General features: G+C 58.5%; 7 protein-coding genes. 4 read left to right on the top strand and 3 right to left on the bottom strand.

What is annotated here, in order from left to right; genetic code table 11:
* Positions 1–17: 17 nt before the first annotated feature.
* On the bottom strand, positions 18–2,105 hold the full coding sequence (locus BEQ56_04535; GenBank protein AOH42807.1) for a hypothetical protein: 2,088 nt from the start codon (positions 2,103–2,105) through the stop codon (positions 18–20).
* A gap of 290 nt (positions 2,106–2,395) precedes the next feature.
* Between BEQ56_04535 and BEQ56_04530 the strand changes: the two genes are divergently transcribed.
* A complete protein-coding gene (locus BEQ56_04530) occupies positions 2,396–4,480 on the top strand; it encodes a hypothetical protein (GenBank protein AOH42806.1) in 2,085 nt (694 codons plus the stop codon).
* A gap of 55 nt (positions 4,481–4,535) precedes the next feature.
* Positions 4,536–5,582: a hypothetical protein gene (locus BEQ56_04525; protein ID AOH42805.1), complete on the top strand. Its 1,047-nt coding sequence runs from the start codon at positions 4,536–4,538 to the stop codon at positions 5,580–5,582.
* Between the two features lie 78 nt (positions 5,583–5,660).
* Here the strand turns inward: BEQ56_04525 and BEQ56_04520 are convergent, their stop codons facing one another.
* A complete protein-coding gene (locus BEQ56_04520) occupies positions 5,661–7,364 on the bottom strand; it encodes a hypothetical protein (GenBank protein ID AOH42804.1) in 1,704 nt (567 codons plus the stop codon).
* A 148-nt stretch (positions 7,365–7,512) separates the two neighbouring features.
* Between BEQ56_04520 and BEQ56_04515 the strand changes: the two genes are divergently transcribed.
* Both BEQ56_04515 and BEQ56_04510 read left to right on the top strand, forming a co-directional pair.
* Positions 7,513–9,885, top strand: a complete 2,373-nt coding sequence (locus BEQ56_04515; GenBank protein ID AOH42803.1) for a hypothetical protein — start codon at positions 7,513–7,515, stop codon at positions 9,883–9,885.
* A 75-nt stretch (positions 9,886–9,960) separates the two neighbouring features.
* Positions 9,961–11,598: a hypothetical protein gene (locus BEQ56_04510; protein ID AOH42802.1), complete on the top strand. Its 1,638-nt coding sequence runs from the start codon at positions 9,961–9,963 to the stop codon at positions 11,596–11,598.
* On the opposite strand, the gene BEQ56_04505 is transcribed toward BEQ56_04510, so the two are convergent.
* Positions 11,554–13,149 carry a murein biosynthesis integral membrane protein MurJ gene (locus BEQ56_04505; protein AOH42801.1) on the bottom strand — a complete coding sequence of 532 codons (1,596 nt, stop codon included), beginning with the start codon at positions 13,147–13,149 and terminating at the stop codon, positions 11,554–11,556. The genes BEQ56_04510 and BEQ56_04505 overlap by 45 nt on opposite strands.
* Between the last annotated feature and the right edge of the window lie 41 nt (positions 13,150–13,190).

The raw sequence follows: 13,190 nt of genomic DNA, 5'->3' as shown, positions 1-13,190 counted from the left end.
TTGTCTTTTTGGACGCTTTATTCCTGATTCGAGTCCATCGCCAGATAGATTGCCGGCCGGATCGCGCCCTGAGGGAATTGAACGTTTACGCCGTTATAGTCCGGCGTTCCAAACGACTTGATCCCTGTGGCGTAAAGCCGCGTTTGTCCAGGCGTCCGCAGCCACCAAAACGTTCTGCCGTTGTCTTCGCTGATAAAAACGTCATTCGCTTTTGCGTATGCGGTTGCGTCGAGAACCCGCTGCCTGTCCGTTTCATAAAAACGCCGTGCATCGGCTAAACTCAGAAGAAAAACGCGGTCTTCTGTCGAATCTCCTCCGCTCGTCCCGTACGTCGAATTTTCCGGATTTATTACCGTTGTTGATAAAATCTGATTTTTCTCTGCCTCATTGAAAGCCTCATCATAAAAATCGTTATTCAGCCAGTTTCGCAGCGTGCAGCGCTCCCACGTTATCTCCGTATAGATATCATGATACGACTTTGCGTCCAGGCCATACCGACTGACGATCAGCGCGCTGCCATCCTTGATCTCTAAAACCTCCCACTCGATCGCCTCGGGTCCATTTCCGAATTCGTTATCCTGCTCATAGCGCCCGAATTCGATCGTATCTCCAACGCGTAATTTCGCGAACGGTCTTTCCGTCGCCGTTGGTTCCGGCGTTTCCGTAGGCAGGCTAATCTCCGTCAACCGGATTCGCTCCGCAGCATTCGCGGTTTCCGTGATACGGCTCAGCGCAGCAGCCAATTCTGTTGCCTGACGATCCAGAAATTCCGACGTCTCCCGCATGGATTCCTCTGACCGCTGAGACACAGCCGTTTGCGTCGCCGCGGAATGATCCGGAAGCGAAACCTCCTGAGCCGTGGACTTCGTCCTCTCCCAATCGTTCGTCGCCTCCGCGACCCTCGTCGGCCTTGCAGCATGCTCCGGCCTGACTTCCCCTTCTCCCGAATCTTCAAGCGCAGGCGCCGTCATCGTCGCGCCACCCGGCGAATCTCCGAAACCGAAGCGGATACCGACCCAGACAATACAACCCATCAGGATACTCACCGCCAGAATTATCACCCCTGTTCGTTTCCCCTCCCATGCCCTGCCCTGCGGGGAACGGCTTTGCCCGACGGTCGCCTTGCGAACCTTGCGAATATCCGATTTTTCCAGTCGGATCGAGCTGCCGGTCCGCGTATCATCCGCAAATCGGGTCCAGATTTGATCCGTCCCGGTGTCGCCATTCCGGATGCGCGATTCCTTCCCCTGTCCCGCCGGTTTCCCAACCGGGGAGAGTCGAAGTTCCTTGAAGTCCCGTAAAAAATCATTCATCGTCGGATACCGATCGGCAGGTTTTTTCGCCATCGCCCGATCCAAAAATCGCTTCACCGTGACAGGCAGCTTCGGATTAATCATGCGCGGATCCGGAATCGGATCGTTCGCCTGCTTAATCAGGATATCAACCGGCGTATCCCCCTGATACGGTTTCACCCCGGTGACCAGCTCATAAAATACGACTGCCAGCGAATACCCGTCGGAACTTCCGTCTGCCCGCTGTCCGCGGCCCTGCTCAGGCGCCATGTATTCCGGTGTTCCGATTCCGATCCCCGTCCCCGTCAGCGTTACCTGCCCGCCGTCGTTCTCGATCCATTTCGCAATCCCGAAATCCGTCAGGATCACCCGCCGATCCTTCGTCAGCATTATATTCGACGGTTTGATGTCTCGATGCAGCAGGCCCTGATCATGAATATACGCCAATGCCTCCCCGATCGGCAGCAGCAGCCGTACCGCCACGTCCAGCCGCAGCGGCTTTTTCAAGCTCTTCAGCGTCACGCCGTCAATGTATTCCATAACCAGATACGGCGCGTTCTGATACTCGCCATAATCAAGGACTTTAACGATATTCGGATGATTCAATTTCGCGAGCGCCTTGGCCTCCCGTCGGAACCGCTCCATCATCATGGCCAGCTGCTCCGGCGCGAAAGCTCCCTTCCGGATCAGCTTGATCGCGACGGCCCGGTCCAGCTGCGGATCATGCGCACGATAAACGGTCGCCATTCCCCCGCGCCCAATCTCCCGCTCGATGATGTACCGCCCGATCGTCTTCATACTGTCGTCGCTCATTAATAGATTCTCCTCCGGTTACGTTCGCTCAACAATACCGAATCGTTCCTTTATCGGCCTGAATATTCACTGTATTTTATAAGGATTTACCAGGCCAGATCCTTCGTGCCTGATAAAGAGAAGTGAAAAACGTCTGGCTTAATATTATCAAAAAAACGGGTAAAGAAACAATTCCTTTTCCGCCATTTCGCTGAGGAAACCGCCGAACCGATTCACGGATAAAAATTCGTCTCCGCCGGTAAGCGTCCCCAGACCTCGCGCCGCAGGCCATCGCTGATATAATCTAAAATATGGCAAACGAAAAAAGCACGCGGACTCCGACAAATTTCCTCTTACGGGTACTCAAAATCCTGCTCTGCTCGCTGGTTCTTCTTTCATGGCTGGCGACGCTGAACCGCATGGGAAAGGTTTCGATCGGACGGACAGCGCTTCCCATCGAAACGATCCGCAAGGAGAGCGGTTATGCCGCGCTGAGCCAGCCCTTCCCAGCGGAAGTCATGATTCGGGATCTCGACGTTCGCCTCGCCGAAAACGGCGTTGAGATACGCCGCGACCCGCTGTCAACGAGCGATTCGGTCCGGGAAAAAGGCGGCGGAGAGTTCATGATCTGGAACGACGGGACAATCCTGTTCTCCGCGACCGATTCGAGCGATCCGGCCGTGAACGGCCGGGCCTACGCGATTACGCTTCCGAAGATCCTGCCGAAGCGCATGGTTAAAATCGTCTACGCAGCGACGTTGATCGCCGCGTTGCTCCTGGCGCTCGCGTCCGGCCCCCAAATTCTCCGGGGTCTCCAAACCTTTTTCCAGGCTTTTCGTGAAAACCGACGCGTCTTCGGCGCGGTCCTCCTTGCTGTTCTCCCGTTCCTGATCCTCAGCGTTAAACTCCTCCTGCCGCAGTCGCTCTGGTGCGACGAGATTTACACGCTGAAAAACTACGTTATCGCCTCGGACGCGCTGAATCCCGCCGTATTTTACGATTATCCGAATAATCATGTCCTCTTCAACCTGTTCCTCGCGCGCATCCTACGGATTTTCGGAATGCAGGATTTCGCCGCCGTATCGCTGAACGTCGCCCCGGTCCGCGCGGCGACGCTCGTTTTCCCCGCGCTCTCCCTCGTCTTCAGCGCGCTCGCCGCGAGCCGGTTCGGGAAAACCGCCGTCCTCCTCGCGCCGCTGCTGCTGGCGACGAGCCTGCCGTTTTACGCCTGGAGCGTCGAGCTGCGTGGATACGGACTGTCAATGGCGCTGATGAGCGCGCTGATCTATTTCGTTCTCTCCGTGAAAACCGATCGCGCCCGTTTCCGCTTCTGGGCGATCACGATTCTGACCGCGATGCTGATTTACACGATACCGTTCAACGCAATTTTTATCGGCGGAATCATGCTCGTCCTCGGCGTCGACTGGCTGACGAACCTGCTGAAGAAGGATGGACTTCCGGCGGCTGAAAAAGCTTTTCATTCCGCAGCGTTCCAGATGATCCTGGCGTTTCTCGCTGGAATCGCGCTGGCGGTTCTCTGGTATTACCCGATTCTGGATCAGGTAATACGCGTCTACGCTCCCGGCGGGTATCATCAGCCAACCTCGGAGATCTCCCCGATCCAGCTCGCCCAGCGAATGCTGCGCAATAGCGTCGGACATTTAGCTCATGCGCTGATCGGAAAGCGGCCCGAGCTTCTCGCGATCGCAGCGCTGGGAGCCGTCGGAACGGCGCTGAGCTGGAGAAAAATCGCGGCTGAATTCCGAGACCTTCTCCTCTACATTCTCTCGACGCTGCTCCTGCTGATCGGATTCTGCGCGCTGAGCGGGTACGTCCCGTTCAACCGCAACCTTCTCCCGCTCGTACCGCAGGTCCTTCTGATCGTCGCGGTCGCGTTCGCCGCGCTTCTCGATCAGATCCGAAAGAACGAACTGCGAGTCGGGCTGATCCTCGTGACCGCCGTCCTGGTCGTCACGACGTTTTCGGTCGAAGCTGAGCGGCTGAACCGGAGCCGTCCCGCCTACGCGGAAAACTCCCTTGATCAGATCGCAGCACCGTATTTCATATCGACATTCCATGCTCCAAACCGCGTCCTCTCCTATATTAAAGAAACGCATCCGGACGCTCCCCCGTTGATCTTCCCGCTGCCCGCCGATTTTTACGAATATGAAATGTGCGAAAGCTTCCGTCTGACCTGCTACCCGGATTATGTCGGGCCGGACGCGCCGCGCGTTCTTTCCGAAGGCGGCCCGTATTTCATGATCGAAACTGACTGGCGCGGCGAATCGAACCCGCCGGTCTCACGGGCGCCTTACGCTGACGACTGCGTTCCGGACGAGGAATTCGCGGCTCGATTCGCCGATCTGACACTGTATACGCTGCACCGCTGCCGCTAACGAAAGCGGGCGCTTCGATTTTTATTTTAGTTTAACGTTTAACGGAGAGTCCAAAATGAAACGTCTTTTCAGGATCATCCTCGCCGTCCTTTCCGTCATCCTGATCGCCGGCTCCTTCAGCGCGGTGTCCGCGGCGGTCGAACCCGGAAGCTTCATGGAAGTTTATTTCAATAACCCCTATGCCCCGAAGCGGGACACGACGCTCCAGGACATGATTATCGAGGCAATTAACACCGCGAAGGATCATGTTTACCTGGCGACGTATAATTTCACGGATAAAAAAGTCGCCGAAGCGCTGATCAGCGCTGTCGACCGAGGTCTCGAAGTCCGCGTCGTGATTCATGGCGAAAACGCGGGAAAAGACGTCGTCGGGAACATGGAAGCCGGCGGCGTCGAGATTTTTGAGGCAAACGGGCAAGGCCTGATGCACGCGAAGTTCATCGTTTTAGACGACGACGCGACGATCAGCGGCAGCGCCAACATGACGCCCAGTTCATTTTTTTACGATAATAACTTCATGATTTTCCTGCGATCGAAAGAGGCGAACGCAATTTTCAGCGCCGAATTTGACGAGATGTTCTTCGATAACCTCTTCGGCGCGGAAAGTCCGAAAAGCGACGAGCCAGGGATTATCGAGCTCGAAGACGGAACGCGTTTCCTCGTCCGTTTTGCGCCGGAAGACAATATCGGCAAGACGATCACGACCGTTATCGAGGCGGCGCGGAAAGAGGTCCGAATCCTCGCCTATTCGTTTACGGAAGACGCGATCGGGAAAGCGCTCGTCGGCCGCTGGGAAAACGGGGTTGACGTAGCCGTTGTTTTCGAAGGCGAAAAAGCGTTCAGGGATAAAGGCGGCGAGGCGCCGTTCCTGAAAGGGCAGGGCGTGCCGATCTTCATGGATGGGTCGGCCGATGCGCTGATGCACGAGAAGGTCGTTATCATCGACGGCTCGTTCGTCGCCGCCGGTTCGTATAACTTTACCCGTTCCGCCGACCGCTTTAACGATGAGCAGATCCTCTTCATCAGCTCGTCGGAGATTGCCGGGGATTTCCTGGCGGAGTTTGAGAAGATTTACGCTGAAGCGAAGTCGGGATATGAATAAAAAAGACGCCCGCGCTGATGAGGCGATCCCCTGAGTCAGGTCTTCGGGAAGGACCTCATCCAGCCGGGCGTTCTCATTTTATCTCCCCGCCGACGTCGGCAGGTACGGCATTGCCGGTCCCGGAACCCCCATCCGCTCCGCCAGCGCTGCGCGCATCGCAACGCGTTCGTCCCAGGGGTACTCCGTCCGCTCGAAGCACATCGACTGCTCGTGCCCTTTCCCGAGCGCAACGACCAGATCCCCCGCCCGGGCCAGCCGAACGCCCAGGCGAATCGCGTTTCCCCGATCCGGCTCGACATAATACGTCTCATTCAGCTTTCCGCCGCTCGCCTCCGCCTCCTCGGCCATCTGCCCAAGGATTTCCTCAAGTGATTCTGTCCGCGGATCCTCGGCCGTCAGGATCATGATATCCGCCTTCTTCGCCGCCACAGCGGGCATCATCCGCCGTTTTTCCCGATCGCGCAGCCCCGCCGAACCGAAAATCGCGATAATCCGCGCGTCGGGCCGGGCGGGATGATAATCCATGAGCAGCCCGCGGGCAGAATCCAGCGCTTTCGCCAACGCGTTCGGCGTATGCGCGAAGTCGACCATCGCGAAAAAGTCCTGACCCATCGAAATCAGTTCCATCCGCCCCGAAATATAGCCGCATTTTGCAACGCCCGCCGCGGCCGTTTCCGGTATAACGCCAAGCCCGTAAATCGCCGCCGACATCGCCGCAAGAATATTCGCGGCGTTATACTTCCCGATCAACGACGAATGCACCCGGATCGCCTGATTATCCCTCGAATTCGGCATCTCGCGGAAGCGCGCTTCCAGCTCCAGCCCGCCCGGCGAAGATTTGAGCGAACCGATCGTCGCGAATGCCTCCTGATCCTTCGCCTCCGCCGAGTAGCAGACCTTTTTCACCGCGGTCCGCGGTTCCAGAAAACGATAGGAGTCCGGATCGTCAAGATTCAGGATCGCCAGCGGTTTTATCGCGCGCGTCCTTTTTCCCAGCCCCTCAAACAGGATCGCCTTCGCCGCAAAGTAGTCCTCGCGCGTTTTATGGTAATCCAGATGTTCATGCGTAATATTCGTCACGACGGCGATATCGAAATCGACGGCGGCAACGCGCTGCTGCGCCAGGCCGTGCGACGTGACTTCAAGAACGACATGGGTCACGCCGCTGTCGCGCATTTCCGCCAGGAACCGGTGAACGTCAGGGCTCTCCGGCGTCGTCACATGAAAACCGGTATCGATTTCAACCCCATTGATCATCGCCGCCACCGTCGTGATCATTCCGGTTGCGAAGCCCGCCTCCTTCAAAATATAATAGAGAATCGTAGACGTCGTCGTCTTCCCGTCGGTCCCGGTCACGCCAATCGTAACCAGATCGCGGGCAGGGAAATCGTAAAGCGCCGCCGCCGCCCAGGCCATCGCGCAGCGGGAGTCGCTGACGCGGATATAAGGGACCGGGAGGTCGAACGTATCTCGCGCTAAGCCGGACGTTCCGATAATCGCGGTCGCGCCGTTCTCGATCGCGTTTGGAATAAAATCGTGACCGTCGACGCTCGTTCCCTGAAGCGCGACGTATATCGCGCCGGGCCTGACCTCACGTGAATCGAAAGTCACAGCATTATAAACAATATTCGGTTTGTTGCCGGAAATACTACGCACTTCCGGAAGAAACGGGATCAGCTGATTCAGCTTGAGTTGATACTCTCTCACGGCAAACGGAAAGCCTCTTTTCAATAGAGATTGAACGCCGGGCGAAACTTCCGCGACGGCGATTGCGCGATGCACCGCACGATTCTTCTATACAAAATTCTACCAAAAGAAACGGAGAAACGGGGGTTCTTGCTCGAATGAAAATCGAGAGTCGTCGATTCCTCCGGATTCAACTATAATTTAATCCGGAGGGCTCCTGAAAGGGCGAACGAACGCAATGAGCATGGTTATTCTGAACTACCGGATTACAGAGCAATACGCGCCATCGAACGATTCATCTTATTTTCGCGCGACGCGGATCGAAACCGGGGCTGACTGCTACCTGCGCGTTATCCCGGTCAACGCCTTTCCGCAGGCGTCGACCCTCCTCTCGCTCCAGCTGACGTTCCAGAAACGATCCGCATTCCGGCATTCGCTCGTTATCCCGGTCGGCATTCCCGATGTCTTTCCCGAAGGACTGATCCTGAGTCAGGCGTATTATCCCGGAAAATCGCTCGCGGACGTTTTAAAAGAAAGCGGGCGGCCGTTGGAAATAAATCGGGCGATGGGCTTCGGTTATTCGATCGTTTCAGCGTTAGCCGCGCTGCATGGGCAGGGCATAGCGCATGGATCGCTGAGCTCGAATCATGTCCTGATCGCCGATAACGAAGAAGCGCTCGTTTCCTTTTTACCGCTTCCGACCGAATACGACGCGAAGCTGAAACGCTATCGGCATGCCGCGTCGAACGATCAGGAGCCGACCGAACGCGACGACGTTTTCGCGCTGGGCGTCGTTCTCGCCGAACTGTTTACCGGGCTGATCCCCTACGGCGCGTCCGTCGCCGATTCGAGGCGCAACGCCAACCAGTACTACGAATACTACGAAGCGGGTTTCGCGAATTTTCAGGGCTTTCCCGCCCGCGATATTTCTGACCTGATTCTGCGATGCCTGACCCCCAGCCGCGAAGAAGGTTTTTCTTCGGGGATCGACGTATTCAACGACTTCCGGAGCATCCTGGAGCGCTGGACGAACGAAGAACCCGCCGCCGCGCTTCCCCGCCCAACGGCGGCGCGTCCCTCGGCCGGGAAGGAACGCCCAGCGGGGGCCGCGCCGATCCAATCGGAAGAGCCCGCCGAACCGAAGCCGCGCCCAGGCTACACGATCAAAGACTATGATAAATCGGCCCGCCGGCGGCGTTCGCTCGCCGGCGTATTGAGCGCGTTCTTCGCGATCGGCGTTATCGCCGGCGGATTCTTCCTCTATCGCTACCTGAGCGTAATCCCGGTCGGCGATCGCCCGAATTACCGCGGAACGCTCGACGCGCTTAACCTGACGCAAACCGTCCTGGCTGAAAAAGTCACGTTGCCGATCGCCGCCGAAGCCACGCCGGAAAACGCCTCGGTCTCGGAGAACCAGGCCATTCCCGACGAAGCCTCGAACGCTGCCCCGCTTCAGGAAAACCTCCCGATTCGAACGGAAATCGGCGCGGGGCTGGTCTGGCTGAAAGACCGGCAGGAAATGGTCTACGTTCCCGGCGGCGCGTTCAAGATGGGGCTCGACGGGAAATTCGATTTCAATCTCTCGATTTTAACGCCGATGACCGAAGCGATCGTCGATTCGTTCTGGATCGACCAGACTGAAATCAGCGCCGGACAGTACCGCAGCTGCGCTCAGTCGACGATCTGCGCCGAGCCAACCGATCCGCGCTTCCCAGCCGACGACGCTCTCCCGGCTGTCGGGATCGCCTGGGCGGACGCGGAAGCCTACTGCCGTTGGGCTGGAAAGCGGCTGCCGACCGAAGCGGAATGGGAAAAGGCGGCGCGCGGAACGAACGGCGCGCTCTTCCCCTGGGGGAACGACAGTCCGTATTCGCAGGCGGACGCGTCCGTTTTAGGCGCGCTCCGTCCGGCGGACGACGCCGAAACCTTCGACCGGAGCCCGTACGGCGCGCTTTCGATGGGCGGGAACGTTGCTGAATGGACCAACGATTTTTACAGCGAGAACCGCGTCATGTCCGCCGGGATGGAAAATCCGCAGGGCCCTCTCAGCGGAACGACGCGAACGGTCAAAGGCGGCTCAGCCGCAGACGCGCAGTTTGAATCCGGCTGGCTTTTGGCTGGGCGCTTTGGCGTCGAAGGCGCGAATCCGCAATCCTTCGGCTTCCGCTGCGCCGTCAGCGCCGGCGAAGTCGACGGCGAAAAAGCCTCCGGACTTCCCGATCCAATCGAAAGGAGCGCGATGACGGACGCGCCGGACCGCCCGCAGGGCTGTACTGACCGGGTCGGGTTCGTCGCCGACGTCACGCCCGACGGGCAGGCCATTGCGCAGGGTCAGCGCATGACCAAAACCTGGCGCTTCCGAAACGACGGGAGCTGCCCGCTGGCCGAAGATTATTTCATGGTCGCGACCGCCGGGCTCCAGCCCGGCGCGCAGCGGCTTTTCCGCTTCGGGACGACGATCCAGCCCGGACAGGAAGGCGACGTGACAATTTCCTACCCCGTTTTCGGATCGGGGACGCAGCGGGTCGATTTCAAACTCTCCAGCCCGAGCGGGATGACCTTCGGGTTGGGGCCGCAGCAGCGCGGCGCGCTCTGGACTGAATACATCGTTCAATAAACCGTCCGAGGGGATCGGGCCTTGAAAACTGCCTGAATAAAAAAACACCATAAACACAAACGAGGACAAACTGCAATGACGAGCGATCCCAAAAAACAACGCGTAATCATTATTGGCGCCGGTCCGGCGGGGCTGACGGCGGGATATGAAATCCTGAAAACGGCGGGCGACCGCTTTGACGTCCAGATCTTAGAAGCCTCCGACGCTATCGGCGGGATTTCCCGAACGGTCGTTTACAACGGGAACCGGATGGATATCGGCGGTCACCGCTTCTTTTCCAAAGACGCGTCCGTCATGCGCTGGTGGGAAGAGCGGCTCCCGATCCAGGGCGCGCCGGCGAAGGACGACCGGATCCTCGGCCCCGGCGAGGAAAAGCCGTACGTTCCCGGCGGGCCTGACCCTGAGAAAACCGACCTCGTCATGCTTCTCCGTCGCCGTGTTTCGCGAATTTATTCGCTCCGAAAATTCTTCGATTACCCGATTTCGTTCAAGGCTCAGACCTTCCGGAACCTCGGACTGATCCGGACGCTTGAAGCGGGGTTCAGCTACCTGAAAACCTACGTTGTCAAGCTCCCGGAAACCTCGCTGGAAAACTTCTACTGCAACCGGTTCGGGCGAAAGCTTTACGCGCTTTTCTTCGAGTCATACACGGAAAAAGTCTGGGGGCGCCACCCGTCGGAAATCTCCGCCGACTGGGGGGCGCAGCGCGTCAAAGGGCTCTCGATTCGCAGGATTCTCGCCGATATGCTTTCAAAAATCCTCCCGTCCGCCTGGCGGAAGAAGCGGACCGTCGAAACGTCGCTGATCGAAAGCTTCTGGTACCCGAAATTGGGTCCGGGACAGCTCTGGGAAAAGGTCGCCGACGAAATCCGCGCGATGGGCGGCGAAATCCGCATGAACCGGAAAGCGGTAGGGCTGACGCTCGCGAACGGACGGATCGCCTCGGTAATCGTTGAGAGTCCGGCCGGAGAAGAAACGCTCGCCGCTGACGCCGTCTTTTCTTCCATGCCGCTGAAAGACCTGATCGCCGGGATCGAACGAGCGAACCCCGGCGCGGTTCCGGCGCCGATCCGCGAAATCGCCGCCGGCCTTCCGTACCGCGACTTTATTACCGTAGGGCTCCAGCTGAAAAAGCTGCTCCTGAAGAACAGGACGCGGCTCCGGACCGTCGGCGATCGAATTCCCGACTGCTGGATTTACGTTCAGGAACCGAATGTGCGGATGGGGCGGATCCAGGTTTTCAACAACTGGTCGCCCTACCTGATCAGCGATTTTGAAAAGAACGTCGGAATCGGGCTGGAATATTTCTGCGCCGAGGGCGACGATCTCTGGACGATGAGCGACGAAGCGTTCAGCGCGTTTGCGATCGGCGAGCTCGAAAAAATCGGCGTCGCCGAAGCCGGCGACGTCCTCGACTGGCATGTCGAACACGTTCAGAAGGCCTATCCCGCCTACTTCGATACCTACGACCGGATCGGCGAGCTGACCGGCTGGCTTGACGGAATCGCCAACCTTTCCTGTATCGGGCGCAACGGGCAGCACCGTTACAACAACACGGACCATTCGATGGTCACCGCGTTCGAAGCGGTCAAAAATTTATGCGCCGGGCTGGAAACGAAAGCGAATATCTGGAACGTGAATACGGAAAAATCGTATCATGAGTCCGTTTCATCGGACGAAAAAACGGCGAAGGGCGCGGCGGATCAGCGCTGATTCCTCGACCTTCGCCGCCAGGCAGCCACCCGCGTACACGAAGACCGCGCCGCCAATCCCTCCGGCAAGATACAGCAGCGGCGCGAGCTTCCCCGCCGCCGCGCGCCAGAGGAAAATAAACGCGATCATCGCGCTGACCGCGGCCCCGCCCTGAACCAGCACGCGGACGATCCGTTTTCCGGAAAGGCCGTCCAGCCTCCGGCGCATCAGCGTCAGCAGCGCCGCCATTTCCAACCCGGTCGCGATCGAATTCGCCAACGCCACCCCGCCATGCGGATACAGTCCGGCGCGCGAAAATCCTTCGGTCAGCAGGAAACTGAGCGCCATGTTCAGGCCCATCGCGCAGAACAATACGATCACCGGTGTCTTCGTATCGTGAACCGCGTAAAACGCGCGCGATACGACCTCAACGATACAATGAAATACCAGCCCGACGCTGTACCAGCGCAGCGCCCAATTCACCATTTCCGACATTTGCGGATTGAACGCGCTGCGTTCGAAAATCAGCCGCACAATCTCGCTCCCGAAGAGAATCAGCCCCACCGCCGCGGGCAGCGACAGCAGCAGCACCAGTCGCAGCGTATCCGCCAGCGCGCTGCGCATTCTGTCCAGCTCGCCGCGCCCGGCCAGGACCGAAAAGCGCGGCAGCGAAACGGTCGCGACCGATTGAGCGATAACCGCCTGCGGCATGAGCATAATCGTCAGGCCCAACGACACAGCGGTGATCGAGCCCGCCGGAAGATACGAAGCGATAAAATTATTGACCAGAAAGTTCAGCTGGACCGCGGACGCGCCGACCTGCCGCGGGATCATCAGCCGGATCACCTCGATCACAGCGCTGTCGCGGAACCCGAACGAAGCGAAATAGCGCTTTGTCCGGATCCGGATTAAGCCGGGAAGCTGAGCTGAAAGGTGCAGCGCAGCGCCAAGAACCGCGCCATACGCCAGGCCGCGGATCCCGAACGGCTTCGCCAGGATCGTCACGCCAATCAGGATGCCAATCTGGTACATGGCCGGGGCCAATCCCGGAAGCAGGAAGTTCCCATGCGAATTCAAAATCCCCATCAGCAAGCCGCTGAGACCGAAAATCAGGATCGACGGCAGCTGAATCCGCAGCAGCTCGGCGGTCAGCCGCTGCATCAGCGGATCCTGCGCCTTGAACCCGGGAACGAGAAAGTTCTCCGCAACCGGCCCGGCGAACGCGTACAGCAGCGCCGTCAGGACCAGCAGCACAAGAATCAGGATATTGACGATATTCGACGCCAGCTTCCAGGCTCCGCGCGCGTCATCCCGGTCCAGCAGCGTGCTGAACATGGGGACGAACGCGCTGGCGAGCGCGCCGCCGGCGACCAGGTTGAAGATCGTTTCCGTCAGCCGGTTCGACGCCAGATAAGCGTCGAGCTCCGCCGACGTTCCGAACGTCGACCCGAGCAGGCTCTTACTGAGCAGCCCGCAAATCTGAGAAAAAACCATCGCCCCGGCTAAAATTGCGGTCGATTTAATAAATGAAGATCCTTTCGAGGGAACCTGTTCTCTTGATCTCTCCGGCATTTGTTCATTTTATCACGGATGCCGCCCGCCCCGCTCGAACG

The organism is Anaerolineaceae bacterium oral taxon 439 (assembly GCA_001717545.1).
In the GTDB taxonomy this organism is placed as follows: domain Bacteria; phylum Chloroflexota; class Anaerolineae; order Anaerolineales; family Anaerolineaceae; genus Flexilinea.
This window is presented reverse-complemented; position numbering and strand designations above follow the sequence as displayed.

What these genes read in the sequence shown, in the direction of transcription:
- BEQ56_04535 (AOH42807.1), bottom strand. Translation starts at nt 2,105, where the DNA reads ATGAGCGACGACAGTATGAAGACGATCGGGCGGTACATCATCGAGCGG.
- BEQ56_04530 (AOH42806.1), top strand. Translation starts at nt 2,396, where the DNA reads ATGGCAAACGAAAAAAGCACGCGGACTCCGACAAATTTCCTCTTACGG.
- BEQ56_04525 (AOH42805.1), top strand. Translation starts at nt 4,536, where the DNA reads ATGAAACGTCTTTTCAGGATCATCCTCGCCGTCCTTTCCGTCATCCTG.
- BEQ56_04515 (AOH42803.1), top strand. Translation starts at nt 7,513, where the DNA reads ATGGTTATTCTGAACTACCGGATTACAGAGCAATACGCGCCATCGAAC.
- BEQ56_04510 (AOH42802.1), top strand. Translation starts at nt 9,961, where the DNA reads ATGACGAGCGATCCCAAAAAACAACGCGTAATCATTATTGGCGCCGGT.
- BEQ56_04505 (AOH42801.1), bottom strand. Translation starts at nt 13,149, where the DNA reads ATGCCGGAGAGATCAAGAGAACAGGTTCCCTCGAAAGGATCTTCATTT.